The following is a 22,618-nucleotide window of genomic DNA, read 5'->3' as shown; positions in this document are numbered from 1 at the left end:
ATAAGAGACTGGTGTTGCCTTCCCCGCCCGGGGAAGGCAACACGCGGGCGGTGGGTCAGTTGCCGGTGCCGCGCAGATGGCGGGCGTTCCTTTGCACATCATCCTCGGCCTGATAGCCCTTGGGTCTGCCGCGATGCGCCCGACCTGCGGTCTACGTGCGCTGAGGATGATGTGCAGAGAGCACTGGTGGGAATCGCGGATCTGACTCCCGTGGCAGCATGTGGCCAACTGTGCGGGTGAGAACGGACCGGCGGGTGGCTCAGTCGCAGACCACCCGGGCGTCGGCCCAATCGGCGTGGTCGGAGCCGTTGCCGTCACCGCCGTCGGTGACCCGCAGCGTCAGTATCCTGACCCCCGTCACATCGGCATCGACGGAGCGGGCATTGTCGGGGCCGCGGACGACGGGGGTGTCGGCGATTACCCGGCCATCGCCGAGCACCTGATACGCCACCGATCCGCTCTGGGCCTTCTCGTCATCGATACCAACCTCAGCATGGAAGGTGCGACAAGCACGGCCGAGCCAGACGGTGATCTCGCTGTTCGCGTGCACCCCAAGGCCCTTGGCGTACGTCTTCCCGTCGAGAGTCAGGGTTGCTCCATCGCCGGCGTCGTCCTCACCGTTGGACTTGTCACGCTCGACCGGGCCCCACCCATTGGACTCGCTCAGGAACGGCAGGTCGCTGAGATACGCGGTTCCGCTCGGGGTGGGGGTGGTAGGCGGCAGGAACACCCGGACTGACCGCTCCACACGCACCACGTGGTCCACCGAATCATCGGGGAATCGGAAATGGTAGGTGGCTACGATCGGCACGTCGACATACCCCGGGTCAAACTTCTCCGGTGGCGTGATGGCCCACCGGCCCTCGAGGGACGAACCGCTCTGCATAGACGGCTTCGACACCGTCGCACCGTCGACCTGCCACCCGGAGGGCGGCGTCACGCTGAGCTCCACGTCGGTGATCGGCGTGTTCGCGGGCGCCCACCCATTGTCCGACATAGCGAACGTGCCACTCAGGTCGACGGCGCGGCCCGGTTGCGCATCCGCCTCGGTCGGGGTCACCGTCAGGGCCGTCTTCGGCCGCAGACGGCCTCCGTTGATGGCTACCTCGAGCAGGTCGGTCGTTGACCCGTTGGAGCCGCCGTCGAACACCAGCTTCACGTACTGGGCCTGTGCGCTCAGCGGGTACTGGTTGTAGAACCCGAAGTAGGCGCTGCCGGTGGGCCCGTTGACGGTGCTGGCATCATTCCAGGTCACGCCGTCGTCGCTGGTTTGGATCTTGATTGTCTTGGGTGTTTTGATGTACCGCTGATCCAGCGTGTTGAAGGTGATGTCGATGTTCGATATCTCGGACTTCGCTGGAAGCTTGAATTGAATCGAGGCCTTCTCGTTTCCTGGCACCGACCACTTCGACTGATCGTTGTGGTCGGCGTCGATGAGCTTGCCATCGGTGAGGTTCGACACCGCATCCTGCTGCTGGCCGGCAGTGATTTCGGCGCCCTTCGCCAGGTTCCGGTACTGCAGCAGGTCCAGGAAGACCCTGTTCGTCGTGAAGGTTTTACCGTCCAGCGTCACGTCCGCCCAGACGACTCCCCTCGTGGGCGCGTCGACCTGCGGGGTGATGATCTTGCCCTTCTTGAACGCGAACGTGTCCACTTCCTTGATGGCGACCGGCTTGTACTTGTCACCGCCGGCCAGATCGACGATGCCGCCATGCCACCTGATCCGTGCCGCATCCAAGCCGATGGGCCCGCCTGTGGCCGACCTGCCTTCCAGCTCGTACTTGAGCCCGTCGTTCAGGCCGAACTCACCGTAGGTCTCTTTCCCTTCCACCAGCAACGATGCGCCGATCATGTCGGAGACATGGACGAGGCCGTCCTTGGCCGTCACCTTCAACGTGCCTTGTTCGGTCACGCCCTCATGAGTGCCTCGTACCGTGATGCTCGTGGAGCCGTCCGACACCGGATGCACGATTCCACTGGGCTCAACCGTCGCTACCTCAGGATTCGCGCTGCTGTAGGTCACGTCCGAAAGCTTGGCCTTCAGCGCGGGATACGTCATGTAGCCCTCGGCCTTGACCTTCAATACCTTCGGCGCCAGCTGCTCACTGGTCACGTCGATGTTGGTCAGCTTGTACTTGCGCTCAGGACTGTCGGTCACGATCTTGATGATCGTGTCGACCGGATCTTCCTGCACATCGGCCAGGTTGATGGTCAGGCTGTCACCCTTCTGGCTGAACGACGTGACCGGGACGTCGCTGTTCAACCATCTGACCGACGTCACCCGGTCGTTGATCGGACGGATGGTCAAGGACTTGTCGGTAATCGCGTCGAAGCCCTTCTTGCCGTCCGGCCCCTTCATGATGTGCAGGTAGATGTTGTTGTCCCTGGCGGTCGCGTATCCCCATTGCGGACCCGTCGTGCTGTTGGGACGAGCGAACTTCTCATAATTCCCTCGACCATCATCTTCGTAGCCGTAGCCCGCCAGGAAGTACGGCGTCGTGCCCGTCGTGGACTCGTGCCGCTCCGGCCCATGCTCCGGCCCGAACCAGTTGGCGAGGTTTTCCCTTACATCGATGAACTCCTGGACAGCCTTCGGGTACCTCGTGGCGATCTCTTGGGGAGAGTCCCAGTTCGGTCCCCGGCTGTCGATAACCGATTGATCATTGTTGTCGACACTGCCCCGACCGGCATTACTCAGCATCTCTTTCGAGACCTGCCTGAAGTCGTCGCGCTTACCGTAATACGGCGACATCATGTTCTTAGTGTGGATCATCTTCCACGGTTCCATGGGGGTCCGCTTCAGAAGATGATTTGCCGGCGTACTGGCATAGATACCAGACGCCTCTTCGGTTCTCAGATCCGGATCACCGTACTCCGCCCCCCAGGCGTTTGAGTTCACAATGATGCCATCACTGTAATCGCGTATCACGCTGTACATCACGTCGAAATTGGCATTGGGCATTGCCTGCGGACCGTCGAAGTACAGGTATTCCGGACCGTAACGGTGCATGAGGTCATCCACATTCTGCACGAACACATCAGTGGAGAAATGCTGCAAACCGCCACCTTCGGTTGCATAATACAAGCCGAATTTCATGCCGTGACGTTTTACTGCTTGCTCGAACTGCTTCAGCCCGTCTACTACTTTGCCGTTTTCATCCTTTGGAACATATTCTGCCCTGATATGCTTCGGATCTGCGAATTTGGACGGCCAGTTATAGTTCTGCTGTAGCGCTTCGACCGACACCAGCGAGTGCCCTTGACGCTTCGCTCTAGCTGCCCATCGATCAACGGAGTAGTTTGGATCCACGTAGTAGTTGTAAGTTGGGGCGGCATGGGTCAATGCGCCGACCCTGCCTTCTTCGAACCACTTGTTGGGACGTTCCTTCACCCTGATGGTGAAGTCTTTTGAAGCAGTGTTCCCTTCCCTGTCAGCCACCTGGACAGTGAAGTGATAGTCGCCTGGGTTGGTGTTGACGCTGATGATGCCCTTGGTGCTGTTCAGATCGACTTTCCCGTCGACCAATCCGTCCGCGATGGATCCGTCAGGGTTCAACTTCAGACCATCAGGCAACTTCCCGTCGACGATCTTCCACGTATAGCCCGGCGCGCCACCGGCAGCCATGAACTGGAAAGCCGAAGCGGCGACGCCGTACTTGTTGCTGGCCGCCGACTTGTTCCAGACGTACGGCCATTCCTTGTAGCCGATCGGCATGTTGGCCTTCGGGAGCGGAGTGCCGATCGCATCGTCAGTCGAGAGTCCTTGCGACACGATCTGCAGGTTTCCCGACGGCCCTGTCACGGAATTGACCAGACCGTTGATCTTGTTACCGGCCTGATCCGCCACCCGGCCGTAGAACCCGAGGTAGGATACGTTCTGGTCCTTGGCAATCGGCACACCGTTTGAATTCACGTCCTCCGTGTAGGTGTGCTTGATCTGAATCATCAGCTTGTTCCAGCCTGCCTGCAGCCGGACTGCTTGCTTCGTCAGATCCTTCTGCACCTCCACCGGAGTGCTTGGGCCCGTCAGACACCTGTCGTTCACATACAGCCGGTATGAACCGCTCGCCCCGACGTTGAAATATGCCTGCTGCTCGACCGGACTGTAGATGTACGTGTGCGCGTACACGTACTTGTTCCTCGTGTCGACGCCCTTCTTGACGGCGTAGTACCCGTAGAGATCCTGGTAGTCGTCGTAGTTCCGGTTATAGATACGGTCGTCGAAGTACTCCCACTTTCTGCCTTCGTCGCCGAAGCCCAACGACTCACCGGTCCTCGGGGTGATCTTCGTTTTCCCGTCGACCGGTGGCGTCCCGGCTTCGCATTCATACTGCTTGTCGACGACCGGCGAATCAAACGGACCCGACACCAGCCACGAGTTGATGAACGGAGCGCTCCCCGCCACCTGCTGAGCGTTTGCCTGCTTCGCTGCGGGTACACCAAGCAGGAGTGATGCGACTATCATCACTCCCAGGAGATATACCATCTTCTTATATCGTCTGCTCACTGTCGAGGACCCTTCTTCCATCAGTGACTATTCGGTGCTTCGCCATTACGGGATTGCGAGAGTGACCGTCAGCTCGCGTCCGGCGATTCGCTGTGGTCAAGTGACTGCCGGGAGCGTGGTGAGCCTCTGCCGGCAGGTCGCGAACGCCTTCGCCTAGCGCCAGGTGGCCTCGATCCGCAGCAAGCGGCGGGCAGACGTGCTCAAGAGGCGGGCGGGCAGGTGGTAGAGGCGAAGAAACCACTCTGACCAGGCGTCAACTGCGGTGGTGATGCCAGCCGCCGGCGCTGGTGTAGATCCCGAACTTCAGGCCCTTGGAGTGGACGTAGTCGGCCAAGGCTTTGATGCCGTTCGGAAAACGCACCGGGTCGGGGACGATCTTGCCCTGAGCATCGCGCTGCGGCAGCGCCCAGCAGTCGTCGATGTTGACGTACTCGTAGCCGGCGCCTTTGAGGCTTTTCTCGACGCAGATGTTGGCGATGTCTTTGACTATGGCCTCGTTGAAGTAGGCCCGGCAGTTGGTCGAGTTCCAGTTGTTGAAGCCCGTCGGAGGGGTGAGAGCCAGCCCGTGGCCGGCCGCCGCGGCAGCTGCGGACTCGGGAGCGGGGGTCGCGGCTGAGGCCGGTGCGGTGAGTACCGCACCGCACAGCAGCACGGCGAGCAGGGATCCGATGATTCTTAGACTCCCGGCTCGTCGTCGTCCAGGGCGTCGACCACGCCATCTGCGGTCGGCCGCAGCTGTATACCGCGCTGCTGCAGGCCTTTCTGCCCGGCGAGGCGCTGCCCGCCACGACGTTCCGACCCGACCGCGGCCGCAGGAAGCTCCAACTGCTCCAGCCGAGTGCGGGTTCGCCCCGACCTGGTTGTCCTGGCTGGCAGCGGACGTGGCCAGCCGGCCGCGCATGGTTTTCGCCATCCGTACTCCTTCATGGGCAGGCCACGCGCATTGGTTTGTACGGGAAGTTGTTGAAGTTTGAGCGCGGTCGAACGCGACTCCTCAGAGGACATCAAGCACCGCAGTGTCTGTCAATAGTCTGAGTAATTTCTGGAACTATGACTCAAGGATTTGGCGATCTTCGCTCAGTCAAATCCGGGTGAACCTGTATAAATTGGGCATTATTGTTGCGGCTTATTGCCTCCGGTGCTTCCTGATGTTTATGGTACTTGTCAGGTGAAGAGTCCTTCTCGCCGAGATGAGTCAGGCTCTTCGCCCGCGTCCTTCAGACCGTCACCGGGCTTGGGCGTTCCCACAGCGAAAGCACTGTTGTCCGCCCTGGGTTGGTCGCTCCGTTCCGCATGTGATCCACAGATACGCACACAGCGTCGGGCGCCCGTGGCACCGTCGGGCCTTTTGCCGTCGTGCGTACGGGAATTGCGAACACTTCGGAGGGCTCTGTCAGGTTGAGTGGCGGGGGGTGTGATGATCTGAACGTGCTGGACATCCTCGTGACCGACAAGCACGGTATGAGAGCCGCCGGGTGTTTCTTCCGCAAGCTCCTCAAAAGGGGTGGAGTACGTGCCGAGGGTGATCGTGACGGACAAGCTCCGCTCCTACGGCGCCGCCCCACCGGCAGGTGATGCCCTCCGTGGAGCACCGGTCCTCGAAGTATCTGAACAACCGCGCTGAGAACTCGCATCTGCCCTCGCGGCAGCGTGAGTACGCGATGGAAGGCTTCCGCAGCGTCGGCACGGCCCAGTGATTCCTGTCCATACCCTCCCGGATCTCACTCCACTTCCGCCCCCACCGCGATCTCCTGCCCGCTGCTGACTACCGCGCCGAGATGACCGAACGCCAAGCCGCCTGGCGCCAGATGATCGGCACTACTCCCAGGGCAGCAGCCGGCGCTGACGAATCGAGACTGATGGCGACAGCCCTTAGCTGTTGGTCTGTCGCTCCCGATCCTGACCGGCGCCCCGGTGAGCGCCTTCGGAAGCGCGGTTGCCAGTGCCGCCCCACTGCCTGTGGCCACCCACGCGGGCCGCCGACTGTCCTGCCGACGGTGCAGCAGTTCGAGGCGGGCGCGGTGACGACGAAGCTCACACCGGCAACCCGCATCATGCTGGATCCCGCCTCGGCGCGGTCTCGTCAGGGGGAGGCCGAGGTGCTGGCAGCAGAGTTGGTGGCCGAAGGCCATCTGTCGTGGACGCCACCGGTGGTGGTGTCACGGGAGCCCTGAGGCTGAACCTTTGGAGTGGATACTCTGACAATGGATCTTGAAGGTCCAGGAAGGGATGTCCAGGTGGGACGCCAGTCTCCATGCTCGGAGGAGTTTCGGAAGTACGCCGTTGCGTTGTATCGAGCCGCCGGTGGCGAGCACACGTAGGCAGCGGTGGCCGCGGAGCTCGGGATCACCGGGGAGACGCTGCGCACGTGGGTCCGCAAGGACACCGCCCAGAGTCCGGCTCCAGGGTCTGAAGTGTGACCCCCAACAACGTGACAGCGCCGCGGGCCGTTCCCAGGGGCGACGGAGGTCCTCGGCGAGGGGCCGGGCGAGGCGGAGCTGGGTGTGGGCGGCGATGATCAGCCAGGTCCACAGGTCGGCCGTGTCGGGATTCCTGACCTTCGGGGCGATCCAGCCCAGGGTCTGGTTTCATCAGCCGGAAGGTGTGCTCCAGGTCGAAGTGGCGGGGGAAGGACTGCCACCAGCGGTCGACGTCCGCCGGTGCGGCGGCGGTGGCCGAGCACCGGAGCCGGACCGGTTTCGGGTCACGGTCAGCGGGCAGGTGCTCGACCTGCGGGTGGATCAACGTGTCCTGTAGGACGGGGAGTTCTTCCTTGGCATGGTTCAGCCAGGGTCCGCGGTGGCTGAGTCGGGGGTGCATCCGGTCCCAGGCCGTCGCGGTGGCCGTGCCGTAGCGGGTGGTGTCCATGGCGGTCGGGACGTCGGGCTCGTGCCAGCTGTCGGGCTTCTTGAACGTGAGGACGCCGCCGTGTCTGCGGGGGCGCCCGCCCCTGGGGCCCGGCCGGGCGGGGCCGGGGTCGCGGAGCATGACCCGGTCCGAGCGCAGGCGCCCGACCAGCACGACGGGCAGGTCGGCGAGAGCGTGGGTCAGGTAGGCGACGTCGTAGCCGGAGTCCATCACGATCAGGATGTCCGGATCGCCCGGACTCCAGTGACCTGTGGTCGTCAACCGCTCGATGACATCGCGGAGTTGGGCAGCAGTGACGGTGGTCGCGTCGTCGGCCGGGCCCAGGCGGACCGCGTCCAGGAGAGCGACCCAGGAGGTGCGGCCGGACTCCAGGGCCGCGACGAAGGAGTAGGGCCAGCCGGGCACCAGCTGGTCCGAGCTGCGGTTGCCGCGTCCGTAGACGTGACAGAAGAGCCGGTCGCCGCTGGTGAGAGCGTCGGGTCGCAGCCACTGCGACACGTCCACGGCGAGCACGATCCGCCCGTCGGCCGCCTTCGGCAGCGGCAGGCCTGCCAGCGCGCGGCGCAACCGTGTTGGCTCCAGCCGGCCACGGTCCAGGGCCGCGTACAGCGCACCGTGCCCGCGCCGGTTCTCGACCGCCAAGGAGAGCTCGACCAGGGTTTTCACCGGCCCGTCCGCGCACAGCATCGCGTCGGTGAGTTCGAAGAGCGCGTCCGCACGGCTGTACAGGAAGTCGTAGAACGCGACACGAAAGTGGGACAGGACGCCCAGCGCGGCGTCAGCGGTACCTGCAGGAGCGAGACTCTTCACCAGCGGCCGATCCTTCACGCGACGTTGCTCGATACGTCGAAGCGTGAAGAACGGCCGTCCTGCTGTCCCTCGAAGAACACGAGATCAGCGGGTCGAGTGAACCGGCGAGGTTAAACGCCAAGCTGAGGCGGCTGATGTCACGCGTGATCTCCCTCCGGTGTGCCGATTGCTGTGCGGCTGTGCCTCCATCGAACCAGTTCGCAGTGCGAACTGGACACGGCTTGTGCCCGGCGCCGCCCGCGGGGGCCACACCGGGCACAAGCCGGCGTTCCGCTATGGGCGAACCGTCACGATGGCCTTCGCCTTCACGGACGTGCCACCGATGGTGCCGGTCGCAACGAACCAGCCCTCCTTGGCGACGTCCGCGGCTGACACCGGGTCCCAGCTGACGGAGACGGTGTCGGTGGCGCCGTCGGTGTAGACGGCGTTCACCTCTGCAGGCAAGGACGGGAGCTGTCCGACAGTCGTGTCGACCGCGACGGAGGCCGTGCCGACGACGGCGCGCTCAGTCTGCGGTCCGTACACCTGGAACTCGACCAATCCGCTCTCGCCGCCGGGCGTGACGTTGTCGTACGTCTTGTTCGGGTCGATGGTGAACTTGATCCAGGACGTGGTGATCGGAGCGTCCAACTTCACGACATTGTCCGGTTGGCCCTCCCACTTGATGTCGGTCACCATCCGGCTGCCGCCCTCCCATTCGAGCAGGCCCTCGCCGGCGTGATCGACGAGCGCACCGCGGTCGACGAGATTCACTCTGTCGATCTGGATGGGACGGGGGAACGTCAATGTGATCCAGGGCGTGGCATCTACCTTCTTGGCAGCCCACGCGGTTGTTCGATCGTCGTCTGTCGCCTTCGTGCCCATGTACCGCGGGTCCTGATTGTTCCCGTCCGGATTGCCGGACCGATCGCGCACGGACGAGGTCGTCACAGCGGCAAGACTTGCCAGGTTGTCGCCGATGGCCTTGATCGTCTGCGTTCCGGTGCGGACGGTCACTCCATCCAGCGTCACCGTTGCATCCACGGTCGCCGTGAACGAGCCGGTGACAGGTTTGGTCAGCACGATCACGTCGCTTCCGGGAACCTGCTTCAGCCTGCTATCGCTGAAGGCGTATGAGACCTCGGCCTTCGACAGGTTGGCCTTCGCGCCGCTGTCCATGACTCCTTCGAGCGTGGCGACGATCGGAGCCCCGACGCGGATCTCGCCGGCGCTCAGCTTCAAGGCCGCCGATCTGAGGAACGTCGGGAAGGAGATGCGCCCCTCCGAGTCCACGTCCACGTACAAGAAGGCGCCGGCCCGGTATCCGTTGCGGACGGCGTCCACCGTGATTCTGGTGCGCCCTGGCCCTGCAGCCGCGATCGCTCCTCGTGCGTCGATCGTCGCGACGGCGGGGTTCTCGCTTCGGAGGGCGAGGTCGCGGGGTGAGAGATCCAGCCCCTCGCCCAGGAAGGACTTGCCGCGCACGCCGACGCTAGCGGATGTTCTGTCCGCGCCGACCGAGCTGTCGAGCGTGATGCTGCTCAGCTGGGTGCGGTCGCGCAGCGAGTGCGCCTGAACTTCGAGGATGTCCACGGGCTTGCCGTCCTGGCCGCCGCCGGGGAACGAGACCCGAACGTAGCGCGCTTGCACGCTGGCGTGCGCTGGATCGACGGGGTAGTTGTAATACAGCCCGTCCTGCTCCCAGCCGTACAGCGTGGTGTCGTTCTTCGGAACGGCCTTGGTGTTCCTCGATGTCGGCAGGCCGCCGCCGGACAGCTCGCTGGTCTGCGTTCCCGTGGTCCAGTCCTGCCCGTCCTTGCTGTACTCGATCTTCACCTGCTTCGGCACGTTCGTGTACGTGACGTTGTCCGCGTTCGGCATCCGATGGTTGAAGAACACGTTCACCCGGGCGAGGTCCTGCAGCGACTTCAGGTCGTACGTGATGCTGCCGTCCTGCCCGGCCGGGATCGTCCATTTCGATGCGTTGGCGCCGGATGCGTCGTTGATGGTGCCGTCGGAGAGCGCCTTGGCGTGATCCTGATCGACGGACACCTCGGGCACGATGCCCTTGGCGGCGTTGGCGTCGGGGAGCACGCTGACGAAGTTGCGGCTGGTGGTGAAGGTCTTGCCGTTCACGGTGATCTCGGCCCAGTAGCCGTACATCGTCGAGCGGTCGACCGTGCCGGTCACCTGCAGGACGCCGTCCTTGACCGCGAACGGCACCTTGTCGGCCGAGACCTCCTTGATGTCGATCTTGCCGGTCGGGATGTCGCGGCGGCCGTCGACGGTTGCGTAATGGTAGGTGACCTTCGGCGGATTCAGCAGGTCGACGGATCCGCCCTTCTCGGTGAACCCTTCGAACGTTACGGGAACCTGCTGACGCGCCTGCAGTTCCTTCCAGAACCCGGCGCCGCCGGTGCTCATCGATACGCCGCTCAGCGGGAGGTCCGGCGAGATCGCCCCGCGTCGGACGACCACCGGGTAGGTGTCGGTCCTGACCTGAGGATCGTGCACGCCGTCCTTGTACGTCGCTGTGACGGTGATCGTCGCGGTGCCGTCCTGCTTCGCCCAGATCTTCCCGCTCGCCCCGCTGGGGGACGCGACCGACTCGTTGTCGCTGCTGTAGGTGATCTTTGCCGGCGCGAGCACGTTGGCGAAGCCGTTCATGTACGCCTCGGCTCGCAGCTGCAGGTAGCGCGGATCCTCCTGGCTACTCAACGCCTTGACGCTGCTGAGCGAATAGCTGCGCGCCTTGCTCTTCGTCGTCACCTTGATCACGGTGTCGATCGGATCCGTCTTGACCATCGACGTGTCGATGTCGACGTAGTAGGCATCGCCGGCCTTCGTCGACGTGAACGGAAGGGACTTGCCCTCGTTCAGCCATTCGATCTTGTCGACCGGGGCCGTGAACGGGCCGATGCCGCTCATCCGGGCCTGACCGGTGAATCCGGACTTGGCCGTCCCGGCGATCTGGTTCTTGATCATGTGCAGGTACACGAACTGGTCGCGAGACATTGCGTAACCCCAGTCGGGACCCTGTCCGTGTGCGATCGCCTTCTGCGGATCGTCGTACCATCCCGGCTTGCGCGTGTAGTCCAGGGTGTACGGCGTTGTGCCGTACAGGGACTCGTGCAGATCGGGGCCGCCCTTGTTCGTCATCCACGAGACGATGCCCTGCCGCATGTCGGACAGCTGCTGAGACGAGATCGGCACCATCGAGAAGATGTTGTCGTTGTCGAGGTTGCTGCTCAAGTTGTCCATGCCGCGGGTGACCGTGATCGACGAGTCGTAGTTCATCACGTAGCCGTGGCCGTACTGGTTGATGAGTTCCTTGGCCGCCTCGCTCCAGGCGTCCCGCTCATTGCCCTTCGCGTACTGCGTCCAGATGTCGAGCGCGGTCGTGTACGGATCGTTCCACTCCTCGTGGGCGACCTTGCGGCCCTGCGGGAGGACGCCGGCGGCCCAGCCGCCGTCGTTGTACGGCTCGCTGTTCCAGAACGGGCGCTCGTACAGCGTGATGTCCTGGTCACCGGTCTGCGCGTCAGGGTTGGCGTCGATCAGCACGCGGTCGTTGTAGTTGCGCGCCGAGCTCCACGCGACGTCGGTGTTCGAGTACGACTGGGGTGTGCCGTCAACGAACACGTACCACGGGTTGTACCGCGCGACCAGGTTCTGGATATCGCTCTCCGGGGTCTCGCGCCCCTCGTATGCGGACGACAGGTAGACGCCGAACTTCAGGCCGTAGCGCTCCGCAGCCTCCTTCGCCTGCTGGACGCGGTCGTGCACCCGCCAGCTGCCGTCCGCAGCCTTGTAGAGAGCGCCGTACTTGAACATCTTGTTGCTGTTGTCCGGGGTCAGGTTCGCGTTCGGGGAAGGCCAGTAGTAGACCGTGTTCTGGAGACTCTCCGTCGAGAGCGTCGTCATCCCCATCTCTTTCGCGGTCCTGGCCCACTCGTCGTAGTTGTAGTTCGGGTCGTACAGGTTCGGCATGGTGCCGGTCGTGTGCGACAGGGCGGACATCTTGCCGTCGATGAACCAGTCGACGGGGTTCTTCCTGACCGTGATGGTGTACTTCCGGGTTGCTGACGCACCGTCGGCATCGGTGGCCTTGACGGTGAAGGCGTAGTCCTTGGTGCTGTCGCCGTGAGCGCCGTCGGCGACGGTTCCCTCGATGCGCCCGTCCGCGGCGAGCTTCAATCCCGGAGGGAGCTCGCCCTCGGCAAGCTTCCAGGTGTACTTGGGCGCGCCTCCGGAGGCCTGGAAAGTGAACGCGGACGCCTCCGGCGCGATGCCGGAGTTGTTCCGTTTTCCGTCGATAGTGGCCACCATGCCGACATATGGGTTCTCGTCATATGCGTAGGGGAGGGCGTTGCTGGGATAGTCGTTGGCGGGGACGTTCGCGTTCCGGGTCTCGAACGCCTTCTTGTCGATGTCGAGGCCACGCGTGACGATCTTCAGGTCGTGATCGGTGCCGCCGGACACGGAGTAGGTGAGGTCCGGCACCTCGTTGCCGCTCGTGTCGGAGAGGCGGGAGTAGAAGCCGAGGTAGTTCTTGTTCGAGCTGGGGTTCTTGTGCTGGATCTCGATGATCAGCTTGTTCCACCCGGCCTTGAGCGACACGGCGTAGCGGTTTCCGGTCTTGCTCAGCCGGCCGGGGGCCGAGGTCTGCGATCCGATGGGGGCATCGTTCGCGAAGAGGCGGTAGACGCCGGATCCGCCGACCTGCCACTGCACCGTCTTGGCGGCCGGGCTGTAGACATACGTCGCGGCGAGGACCCACTTGCCGGCGGTGGGCTGACCCTGCTTCACATCGAAGTAGCCCATCAGATCGTTGTAGTCGTCGTAGTTCCGGTTGAAGATCCGGTCGTCGAAATACTGCCAGGTGGACTTCTCCGTGCCGGAGGGTGCCTGTACCGCCCCATCCAGCTTCGGGGCGACAGCGCTCGGGTCGCCGTCCACGACAGGATCCGTGAACGGACCGGAAACCAGCCACTGGTTGAGATAAGGGGCTGTGCCGCCGGTCTGCATGGCCCGTGCGGGCGTCGCAGGCATCAGGCAGCCTGCGGTGACCGCAGCCGCTGCGGCAAGCACTCCCGTCGCGATGCTCCGGGCTCTCTGTCTCTTCATCGTTGGCGTCCTTACTCGTCGTCGAGAGGGGGAGGAGTGGAGATCACAGGAGTCTCCGAGAGATAGACGCGGTGCTTGACGGGAGATCCCCTCTGTCAGTAGATCAGATTCATTCCAACGGAGCAAGGAAATAATTCTGATTAAACATCGATACATCCAGGGCACCATGCTCGATGTATCTGATCTGCTGATGAGCGCGGATTACGTTCTGACGGTCTGCAAGGACCTGAAGGATCTGTGCCGGCAGTCGAGTTCCCCGGCGGGACCGGACGAGCTGTGGACGGCAGGGGAGGACCGGAGCGCGCGATATTCGCGGTGGGAGGACGGGCATGAGTAATCGGGATCCGCGCGCGGCTCCGCCGGCGACGGCGTGCACTGGTCGCACGACGGCGGCGCGACGCTCACCCTGCGACCCGCACCGACCCGGTCTGCTGTACGTCGGTGAGTGGACGACGGGGCTGTATCGCAGCGAGGATGCCGGCGAATCCTGGGTGCGCGCGGACGCCGGCCTGCCCTTCGCGCGCTCACGGCTGTCGGTGCTCTCGCACGTCCTCGCGGATCCGCTGCACGATGGCCGGCTGTATGCCGGGTTCGTGCGCGAGGGGCTGCGGCGCAGCGACGATCGCGGTGAGAGTTGGACGCGGGTCCCGGGCGAGGACGCGACCAGGAACGCCACCTCCGTCGCGGTGGCCGGCGACCGCATCGTCGTGGTGAGCGAGCCGATGCGGTGGACGGGCACGCCTTCGCTCGTGTGGTGCAGCGAGGATGACGGTCACTCCTGGCAGGACGTCCACCCGGCCGAACAGGGTGCCGTTCGCTGGAAGGGCGTCCTGCCGGATGCCGAGGGCCGGATCCACGCGGGAACCGGCGGCAACGGCATCTTCACAGCCCGGCTCGCAGGTGGTCAGGGGCGCGCGGGCGCGGCGGGCAGCGACACGACGGTGCCGGTGCGCCGGGCCTCCTCGGCGGCGAACACCACCCGATGACTCGCCATGCTCTGGGCGATGCTCGTCGAGAGCTGCTCGGGCGAGGCGGTCCGCAGTGCCGAGATGAACGCCTCGATGAGCCGCAGGTCGCCGCCGCCGTGCCCGGACGCGGCGTCGAAGCCCAGTTCGTCGGTGTCGTAGACCGTGGTTTGCAGCGTGCAGAAGTCGTAGACGCTGATCATCCGGCCATCGCCGGTGATCTGCCCGGCGGTGCCGAAGAGGCGCGTCTTGCGGTTGGTCCCCTCGGTGAACGCGGAGAGCGTGAAGCTCGCGAGCCGCCCGTCGGTGAACTCGAGCTGGACGGTCTGATGGTCGACCACGTCGTTGTCGCAGAGGTACGCGCAACGCCCCCAGGGCCCCGTCTCCAGCGCCCGGTCGATCGCCTCGGGCGTCACTTCGCCGGCCATGACGAGCGCGTTGTACTCCTCGGCCGAGCCCGGGTTGTCCAGGCCGCGGCGATAGAACCGCACGGCCGAGAACGCGCACGACGACTCGACAGGGCATGTCACGCAGCGGTCGGATGCCCCGGCTGGACGGGACTCGGGTCGGAAGTACCCGAGCGATCCGAACGACGTCACCCGCTGCACCGGACGGCCCATGATGTAGAGCAGCCAGTCGATGTCGTGGCACGACTTCGCCAGCAACAGGCTGTGGCTGGTGGCGGACTGACGCCAGTTGCCCCGCACGAATGAGTGCGCGAAGTGCAGATGCCCGACCGGCTCGAGGTGCTCGATCTGCATGATCTCGCCGATGGCTCCGGAGTCGAGGAGCTCGCGCAGCTTCTGCGTGTACGAGGTGTATCTCAGCACGTGGCACACCGTCACGCTGACGTTGTTGCTGCTGGCAGCGGCCTCGATGTCGTTGCAGTCCTCCGGGCTGGTGGCGATCGGCTTCTCCAGCAGGATGTCGTATCCCGCCTCCGCGAACGCGACGCTCGCGTCGCGGTGCTCCTGATCGGGCAGCGTGACGATCACGGCGTCAGCGAGGCGCGGCTGCGCGGCGAGTTCACGCCAGTCGCCGAAGACCTGCGCGCCGGGGAATCCGCGGGTGAAGCGGGCCACCGTGGTCGGGTTCGGCTCGGCCACCGCGACGATCTCGACGCCGGGGATCCCGGCCGCCCCCGACGCGTAGGCATGGCCGCGCATTCCGGCGCCGACCACGGCCAGGCGGATGTCTCGCGTGCTTCCGATGACGGCGTCATCCCTTTGCGGCGCCACTGAGCAGTCCCTTCACGAAGTATTTCTGCAGGAAGATGAACAGGATCACGAGCGGGATCGTGGCGAGCACCATGAAGGCGAACACCGCGCCGTAGTTCGACACGTGCTCGCTGATCTGGCGGTAAATGCCGACGGTGACCGTGCTGCCGCTGGCCGGGCCCAGGATGATCAGCGGGGTGATGAAGTCGTTCCACAGGCCGACCGCCAGGAAGATGATGACGCTCGCTCCGGCCGGGCGCAGCAGCGGGAACACGATCGCCCAGAACGTGCGGACGGGCCCCGCCCCGTCGATGGCCGCCGCCTCCTCGAGCTCCTTGGGGATGGTCCGCATGAATCCCGAGAACACCAGCACCCCGAACGGCAGATTCCCGGCGACGTAAACGATGATCAATCCGGGCACCGAGCCGACCAGCCCGAGATCCCGCATCATGCGCAGTAGCGGCAGCAGCGTCGTCGCCTGCGGGATCATCAGGCCGAGCGGGATGGCGACCCACAGCGTCTTCGCGAACCAACTGGTCGATCGCACCATGTAGTGCGCCATCATCGCGGCGACGACGGTCGAGATCACAGTGGCGATGACGGTGATCTGGACGCTGTTGATCAGGCCGGTCCAGAACAGCGCGTCGGAGCGGGTGAGCACGTCCATGAAGTTCTGCAGCGTCAGCGGCCCGGCGGGGATACCGGGGTACCGGTAGATGGCGTCCTGCGTCTTGAACGAGTTCAGTATCACCAGGTAGATCGGATAGATGAAGATCACCGTGACGACCAGCGCGACCAGCGTGCGGGTCAGCCCGGCGCGGCCCATGTCGACACTGGTCTTGCGTCGCCTGCGACGCGCGCGGCTCGGATCTTCGTTGACGGCGACCGGTTCTGCCGTGATCACAGGTCCACCTCTCGCTTGCGCATCAGCCGGATCGAGAGCAGCGAGATCGCCGCGATGATGAGGAACATCACTGCCGCCTTCGCGGCGCCGTAGGCGATAGCACCGGAGTCGATCCCGGTTCGTATGACGTCGAAGGAGAGCGTCGACGTGGTGCCGACGCCCGGCCCGCCGTTCGTCATCACCTTCACCTGGTCGTAGATCTTGAAGCCGCCGATCATCGACAGCACGGTCATGATGGTGACGGAGGGCGCCAGCATCGGCCAGGTGATGGTCCAGAAGCGGCGCACCGGGCCCGCGCCGTCGATGGCTGCCGCTTCGAGCAGTTCCTTGGGGACGCTTTGCAGCCCCGCGAGATACAGCACCACGCACGTGCCGACCGCCTGCCAGGCGACGATGCCGCCCACGCTGTACAGCGCGAGCGCGGGATCGGACAGCCAGCCGGGCGGATCCGGTATGAAAGATCGCAGGGCCGAGTTCACCAGGCCGTCATTCTTGAGCAGTTGCTGCCAGATGACCGCGACGACGACCGAGGAGAGGATGACGGGAATGAAGAAGACGGCCCGCATCGCGTTGAAGGCCCACCCGCTCCGATCCAGCAGCACCGCGATGGCGAGCCCGAGTGCGTTCGGCACGATGGCGCTGATGATCGTGAGGATCACCGTGTTCCGGAGGGTCTGCATGTACGCCGGATCGGAGAACAGCCGGGCGTAGTTGTCGAACCATACGAACGAGGTGCTGACCCGGTAGGCGCTCTCGTTGGTCAGGCTCGACCAGAACGCCACCAGCAGCGGCCAGAGCACGAACGTCGCGTAGAGCGCGGTGCCGGGCACGGCGAAGAGGAGGAAATGGAGCGGACTGCGCGGAATCAGCCCGTGCTTGGTCTGCGTGTGCGCGGAGAACATGTTCTTTCCGTTCTGGCTTCACGAACGGGGATGGCGCCGTGCATGGTCGGCAGCATCCCCGTCTCGCTGTGAGCCGTGACTACTTCTGCGCGGCCGCGTACTGCTTGTCGAGGTACTGGGCGAACTGCTTTGGCGTCTTCTTGCCCGTCAGCAGGTCGACGTTGGCCGCGATCATCAGGTCGTTGAATCCGGGCGGCAGCGCACCGTCGCCGGTGATGTTGCCCCAGGCCGGTACCGTGGCCTTGGCGGCCGCTGCCGTGGCGTAGCCATCCGCCATCTCCTTGTAGAGCGGACCGACGTCGTCCGGGATCTTGTAGCCCTTCACCGAGGTGATCCCGCCGTCGGTGATCACGGTCTCGTCCAGGTTCTTCTTGTCGGTCGCGAACGCGAGAGACCACTTCTTGGCGAGCTCGACGTTCTTCGACTTGGCATTCACGTTCATGCCCGGGCCGGTAACCACGGGGATGGCGGCCTTGCCGCCGTCGCTCGGCCAGCCGAACACGCCGATGTCGGTGCGCTTCGCCTTGTCCGCGGCGGCGGTGAACCACGAGCCCATCGGGTACATCGCGGCCTTGCCGCCGAGGAACGCCTGCTCGAGGTCCGCATAGGGACGAGTCATCGCGTCGGGGTCGCCGTAGCCGTCCTTCATGAGGTTCGCCACCTTCGTGGCGGCGCCGACGAATGCCGGATCGGTGAACTTCACCTCGTTCTTCTCGCGCTTCACGAACCAGGCGGGGTCGGCGATCAGCACGTCTGCCGCCACGGTGGCGTTCAGCGTGAACACGGTCGCCCAGGTGTCTTTGCCGCCGCCACCGATCTCGAACGGCGCGATGCCCGCGGCCTTCAGCTTCGCGCTGTCGTCAAGCAGCTCGGCGTAGGTCTTCGGCGGCGCGCTGATGCCGGCCTTCGCGAACAGGTCCTTGTTGTAGTAGACGAGCGGGATAGCCTGCGCGCTGGTGGGTATTCCGTAGAGCTTGCCGTTGATCGTGCCGGAGGTGAAGTCGGTGATGCCTGCGGCTTCAAGCTCGGCGCGGGTGTACTCGGCGAGCTCGCCCTTCTGTGCGAGGCCGTTCGCGATGCCGGTAGCGAAGATGTCCGGCGCCTGGCCCGATGCGAACAGCTGCTGGGCGTAGGCCGGCGTATTCTCGCCGACCACCTTCTTGATGGTGACTCCCGGCACCTTCTCGGACGCGCGCTTGATCGCGGCGTCCCAGTACTCGGGAGTGAGGTTCGGGGTCTCGGAGACGAGGAAGGTCAGGGTGACGTCGTCACCGGAATCGGATGATGCGGGCGCACCGGCAGTGCAGCCAGTGAGCGCGAGGGCTGCCGCGGCGACGGAGCCCAGGATCAGGTACCGCGTCCTACGCCGTTGTGTACGCACGGGTGTCTCATTTCTTGGTGCCGAGGTGCCCGTGTCAGCGGGGTGCGACACGTTGCACAAGGTTTCCCGAAGTGATTTCGTAAGGCCCGGTCTTTGGAGCCGTGTTCACCCAGCCGACGCGCTGGGCGGGATGCCCTGGATGAATTGCCGCTGGAGGAGGAGGGAGACGATCACCGGCGCAGACGCCATCAGGGACCCCGCCACGAGCCGTTCCTGCCGCAGGCAGCGCTACCGAGGAGCAGTCTGGCGGCCGCGAGCGCGGTTCCCCAGGAGGCTCTGTGAGTAAGCATGTACATGTCCACTCTCCCTGCCTCACGGACTACGACAGATAAATCAGGTTCTTCGGTCTGCGCTGCCAGCCGGCCGAGACATCTTCCCGCCCATCACGGCGCACCTGCTCAGACTCGCGCCTCGATCGGTCGTCGACGATCGGGCCGCCGTGAGCTGCGAATGGCCGGTCGTCTCAAGGTGGCACGAGTCTGGGTGCGAGATCCTCTCGCGTCAAGACCCTACTTGTGATTCACTGAGCACCTGCTACTAAATAGATATGAACCATTCATCGCTGTCGCGTGTCCCCATCGGGTACACGTCCCCTACGGGACACGCGCACCGCAACGATTGGAGGGAACCGAGTTGGCCCTGCCTGACCAGTCATCGCCCGCCCCGCAGCAGTCCACCGGGGACGGCGGCTACCGCCCTGGCTACGAGATCGCGGCCGAGCTGATCCTCGAATACATCGTCCGGGAGCAGCTTCCGCCCGGCGCTCGGCTGCCCACCGAGAAGGACCTGGCGGACGAGGTCCGGATGAGCAGAACAGTCGTCCGCGAGGCTGTGAAGATCCTGTCTGCGCTTGGGCGGCTCTCCGTGCAGAAGGGGCGGGGTATCTACGTAGCCGAACCCGATGCGCCCTCGTGGCGTGAGCCGTTCTCCCAGTTCTTGCCGGCCGACGTGCGCCAGGTGGAAGAGCTCTTCGAGTTCCGCCTCCATGTGGAGACCATCGCGGCGCAGCTTGCGGCGCAGCGGGCCGCTCCCGTGCAGGTCAAGGTCATCCGCGAAGCGGCGAAGCAGTCGGCGGAGGCGGCGGAGCGCTCGGACCTCGAGGCATTCACCCGAGCCGACGAGGACTTCCACGGCGGCATCGGGGCCGCTGCGTCCAATATGTTCTTCGCCTCCAGCGTCGACTCGGTGCGCCGACTCCTGCGGCAGGTCAGCGCGATAGGCCTGGCCGGGGTCGCCGGCGGATCGCTGACAGCAGCTGCCGACCAGCATCAGGCCATCGCCGAAGCGATCTCCTCCGGCGACGAAGCGCTGGCCACAACACTGATGGCCCAGCACATCGACACGACGAAGCACCAGTTCGAGCAGGAAATCAGGCGTCGCCTGCTCGCCAACGACACGCCCCCCGCCTGAACCAGCCACCACCACTCTCGTATGCGAAGGCCAGCATGCACATCACCGACGTGACCATCGAACTCGTCGACCTCCCCGCACAGCCGCCGTTCCGCTGGCGCTCCGGACTGCCCGGATCCGAGGAGCCCGTGGTCGGCGGCATCCTGCGGATCCACACCGACGAGGGATTGATCGGGGAGGCACACACCCGACGCGGACTGATCGTGGCCGACCTGGTGGAGCGCCGGATCCGGCAGGACCTGATCGGCCGCGACCCGCTGCTGCGGGAGCTCCTCTGGCACCGGCTCTGGGAGCTCGATCGGATCGAGGAGTTTCCGATCTATGCGCTCGGACTGGTCGACATCGCGCTGTGGGACCTCGCCGGGAAGGCTGCGAAACTCCCCGTACATCGGCTGCTCGGCGGATACCGCGAGGCACTCCCCGCCTACGCCAGTACGGTCACCTTCTCCACCGTCGAGGAGTTCCTCGACGTCGCCAACCAGTGCCTGGAGGCCGGCTATGCCGGCATCAAGCTTCACGCCTGGGGGGATGCCCGCGCCGACGCCGACCTCTGCCAGAAGCTGCGGGCACACGTCGGCGATGCTGTTCCGCTGATGTACGACGGCTCCGCCGGCTTCGACCTCGCCGATGCTGTCTATGTGGGCCAGGCGCTGGCCGAGGCCGACTACACCTGGTACGAGGAGCCGATGCGGGAGTTCAGCGTGACCTCGTACCGCTGGCTCGCTGAACGCGTCACCGTGCCGCTACTCGTCGGCGAGACCTCCGACGGCGCACACCTGAATATGGCGGACTTCATCACGGCCGGCGCGGCCGGCTATGTGCGGACCAGCGCCCTGTACAAGGGCGGCATCACCGGCGCCCTGCGGATAGCCCACCTGGCCGACAGCTTCCAGCTACGCTCCGAGGTGCACGGGCCGGGGCTGGTCAACGCCCATCTGTGCATGGCCATCCCGAACACCTCATACTACGAGTCCATCGTCTACACCAATCCCGTGGTACGCGAGCCGGCGGTGGGCCCGGACGGCATGCTGCGCGCGCCCACCGCGCCCGGCATCGGCTACGGACAGCCCGGCTGGTGACCCCATGCGCGTCGACGCCCACCATCACATCTGGGACCTGGCCGTCCGCGATCAACCGTGGACCGCTGATATCTCACTACTCAACCGCACTTTCACCATCGACGAGCTGCGCCCGGATCTGCGAGCCAACGGCATCGACGCCACGGTCGTGGTACAGACCATCCCGGTCGAGCCCGAGACCCCGGAACTGCTCCGGCTGGCGGCGACCGATCCGCAGATCGCCGCCGTAGTCGGCTGGGTCGACCTCACCGCGCCCGACGTCGCAGAGCGCCTCGCACGACTGCGCCAACTGCCCGGCGGCACAGCCCTGGTCGGTATACGACACGGTGTCCAGGACGAGGCCGACCCCGACTGGCTACTGCGCACCGACGCCCGCCGCGGCATCCTGGCGGTCGGCGCGGCCGGGCTGGCCTACGACCTACTGGTCCGCCCGGATCAACTGGCAGCCGCGGTAAGGACTGTGGCCGCCTTGCCCGAGGTGCGGTTCGTTCTCGACCACGCGGGCAACCCGGAGATCCACCCGGACGCCCATGGCCCCTGGGCTGCGCTCATCTCCGACCTCGCAACCTGCCCGAACGTCGCCGTGAAACTGTCCGGGCTCGTCACCCAAGCCCATCTGTGCAGCGCCGCGGCCCTGCACCCCTACGCTGACACGCTCCTCGACCGGCTGGGCCCCAACCGGCTGATGTTCGGATCGGACTGGCCAGTCTGCCTGCCGGCCGCCGACTACGGCGAGGTCGTGGCAGTCGCCGACGAGCTCATCGACCCATTGAGCCCGCAGGAGCAAGCCGCAGTGTTCGGCGAAACCGCGGCCGAGTGGTACGGGATCCCCGCACGACCCCTCAGCCGCTAACGATGCGACGAACCTCCCGCGGGTCGGTACACACGGGCTGCGGCAAGGCCCCTCGCCAGAGTTTTCACCGCACATTCATCCGATGCCTGAAGAGAATCGCCGCTATGAATCTGCCGTGGGTCGGGCCGGCTGAGCGAGAGGTGCCGGCACTCAGGACCGACGAGGGCTGGCTCTCCGGGCTGTGATGAGGCACGCAGGACATCGACGCCGGATTCCCGGTCGGCGAAGGTAGTGCCCTTCCGGCTGAACCACCCGGAGCGCGCCCAGTCCACATCCTCCGGTACTCGAGCCAGCACCTGATGGTGGAGCCCGGCAAAGCGGTCGGACACCGCAACCCCCGTCGGTGTGGCGCCGGGTCCGCCGACAACCCACATCCACGCCCCAGGCACAGCGCAGAGCGCGCCGTCGACACATTCGGCAGCTAGGAGCTATCACGTAATGCCGGTGAGAACGTGCCCTGCTGCGGCGGGTGCCTCGTTTACCGGATGTCGAGCTTGAGGTTGTGGAGTGCGGCAACGCCAGCGACGGCGTGGTTGATCGCTTCACCACGGCGGCGGCATTGGCGGAGAATCTGGTGGTCTTTGAGTCGGGCGATGGTGTGCTCTGCGACAGCCCG

13 protein-coding genes and 3 pseudogenes are annotated in these 22,618 nt (G+C 65.0%); 8 read left to right on the top strand and 8 right to left on the bottom strand.

Translation table 11 applies throughout. The annotated features are described in order from the left end of the window. Window positions 1-259: 259 nt before the first annotated feature. A complete protein-coding gene (locus ACFU6I_RS41470) occupies window positions 260-4,486 on the bottom strand; it encodes an NPCBM/NEW2 domain-containing protein (protein ID WP_384377549.1) in 4,227 nt (1,408 codons plus the stop codon). A 298-nt stretch (window positions 4,487-4,784) separates the two neighbouring features. Continuing rightward, a pseudogene (locus ACFU6I_RS41465) lies at window positions 4,785-5,180 on the bottom strand (alpha-galactosidase); the annotation flags it as partial. 910 nt (window positions 5,181-6,090) lie between these two features. Here ACFU6I_RS41465 and ACFU6I_RS41460 point away from each other — a divergent pair. The 3 genes and pseudogenes from ACFU6I_RS41460 to ACFU6I_RS41450 all read left to right on the top strand — a co-directional run. Continuing rightward, window positions 6,091-6,204 (top strand): hypothetical protein, encoded by a 114-nt coding sequence (locus ACFU6I_RS41460; RefSeq protein ID WP_384377546.1) that lies wholly within the window; start codon window positions 6,091-6,093, stop codon window positions 6,202-6,204. A 300-nt stretch (window positions 6,205-6,504) separates the two neighbouring features. Beyond that, the gene (locus ACFU6I_RS41455; RefSeq protein WP_384377543.1) at window positions 6,505-6,681 is read left to right on the top strand and encodes a hypothetical protein; all 177 of its coding nucleotides are present in this window, start codon (window positions 6,505-6,507) and stop codon (window positions 6,679-6,681) included. Window positions 6,682-6,744: 63 nt separating this feature from the next. Continuing rightward, window positions 6,745-6,897: pseudogene (locus ACFU6I_RS41450) on the top strand (transposase); the annotation flags it as partial. A gap of 47 nt (window positions 6,898-6,944) precedes the next feature. Here the strand turns inward: ACFU6I_RS41450 and ACFU6I_RS41445 are convergent. Both ACFU6I_RS41445 and ACFU6I_RS41440 read right to left on the bottom strand, forming a co-directional pair. Next, a pseudogene (locus tag ACFU6I_RS41445) lies at window positions 6,945-8,146 on the bottom strand (NF041680 family putative transposase); the annotation flags it as partial. A gap of 312 nt (window positions 8,147-8,458) precedes the next feature. Continuing rightward, window positions 8,459-13,417 carry an Ig-like domain-containing protein gene (locus ACFU6I_RS41440; RefSeq protein ID WP_384377540.1) on the bottom strand — a complete coding sequence of 1,653 codons (4,959 nt, stop codon included), beginning with the start codon at window positions 13,415-13,417 and terminating at the stop codon, window positions 8,459-8,461. A gap of 40 nt (window positions 13,418-13,457) precedes the next feature. On the opposite strand from ACFU6I_RS41440, the gene ACFU6I_RS41435 reads away from it, so the two are divergent. Both ACFU6I_RS41435 and ACFU6I_RS41430 read left to right on the top strand, forming a co-directional pair. Further along, window positions 13,458-13,628 (top strand): hypothetical protein, encoded by a 171-nt coding sequence (locus ACFU6I_RS41435; protein WP_384377537.1) that lies wholly within the window; start codon window positions 13,458-13,460, stop codon window positions 13,626-13,628. After that, window positions 13,621-14,277 (top strand): WD40/YVTN/BNR-like repeat-containing protein, encoded by a 657-nt coding sequence (locus tag ACFU6I_RS41430; RefSeq protein ID WP_384377534.1) that lies wholly within the window; start codon window positions 13,621-13,623, stop codon window positions 14,275-14,277. Before ACFU6I_RS41435 ends, ACFU6I_RS41430 begins: the two co-directional genes overlap by 8 nt. Here ACFU6I_RS41430 and ACFU6I_RS41425 read toward each other — a convergent pair. The 4 genes from ACFU6I_RS41425 to ACFU6I_RS41410 all read right to left on the bottom strand — a co-directional run bounded on the left by ACFU6I_RS41425 (window position 14,196) and on the right by ACFU6I_RS41410 (window position 18,660). Continuing rightward, the gene (locus ACFU6I_RS41425) at window positions 14,196-15,494 is read right to left on the bottom strand and encodes a Gfo/Idh/MocA family protein (protein ID WP_384377531.1); all 1,299 of its coding nucleotides are present in this window, start codon (window positions 15,492-15,494) and stop codon (window positions 14,196-14,198) included. The two genes, ACFU6I_RS41430 and ACFU6I_RS41425, sit on opposite strands and share 82 nt — an antisense overlap. Further along, window positions 15,475-16,377, bottom strand: a complete 903-nt coding sequence (locus ACFU6I_RS41420; protein WP_384377528.1) for a carbohydrate ABC transporter permease — start codon at window positions 16,375-16,377, stop codon at window positions 15,475-15,477. Before ACFU6I_RS41420 ends, ACFU6I_RS41425 begins: the two co-directional genes overlap by 20 nt. Further along, window positions 16,374-17,279, bottom strand: coding sequence for a carbohydrate ABC transporter permease (locus tag ACFU6I_RS41415; RefSeq protein ID WP_384377525.1), 906 nt, complete (start codon window positions 17,277-17,279; stop codon window positions 16,374-16,376). The genes ACFU6I_RS41420 and ACFU6I_RS41415 overlap by 4 nt, the downstream gene beginning before the upstream one ends. A 79-nt stretch (window positions 17,280-17,358) precedes the next feature. Beyond that, window positions 17,359-18,660, bottom strand: coding sequence for an ABC transporter substrate-binding protein (locus tag ACFU6I_RS41410; protein WP_384377522.1), 1,302 nt, complete (start codon window positions 18,658-18,660; stop codon window positions 17,359-17,361). 633 nt (window positions 18,661-19,293) lie between these two features. Between ACFU6I_RS41410 and ACFU6I_RS41405 the strand changes: the two genes are divergently transcribed. From ACFU6I_RS41405 to ACFU6I_RS41395, 3 genes are read left to right on the top strand one after another with little or no spacing between them, the layout of a single operon-like run. Beyond that, window positions 19,294-20,070: a FadR/GntR family transcriptional regulator gene (locus ACFU6I_RS41405; protein WP_384377519.1), complete on the top strand. Its 777-nt coding sequence runs from the start codon at window positions 19,294-19,296 to the stop codon at window positions 20,068-20,070. 35 nt (window positions 20,071-20,105) lie between these two features. Further along, window positions 20,106-21,149: an enolase C-terminal domain-like protein gene (locus tag ACFU6I_RS41400; RefSeq protein ID WP_384377517.1), complete on the top strand. Its 1,044-nt coding sequence runs from the start codon at window positions 20,106-20,108 to the stop codon at window positions 21,147-21,149. A 4-nt stretch (window positions 21,150-21,153) separates the two neighbouring features. Continuing rightward, window positions 21,154-22,002, top strand: a complete 849-nt coding sequence (locus tag ACFU6I_RS41395; RefSeq protein WP_384377514.1) for an amidohydrolase family protein — start codon at window positions 21,154-21,156, stop codon at window positions 22,000-22,002. The last annotated feature ends 616 nt before the right edge of the window (window positions 22,003-22,618 follow it).

It is taken from the genome of Streptomyces sp. NPDC057486, from assembly GCF_042802415.1.
Lineage (GTDB): Bacteria > Actinomycetota > Actinomycetes > Streptomycetales > Streptomycetaceae > Streptomyces > Streptomyces yanii.
This window is presented reverse-complemented; position numbering and strand designations above follow the sequence as displayed.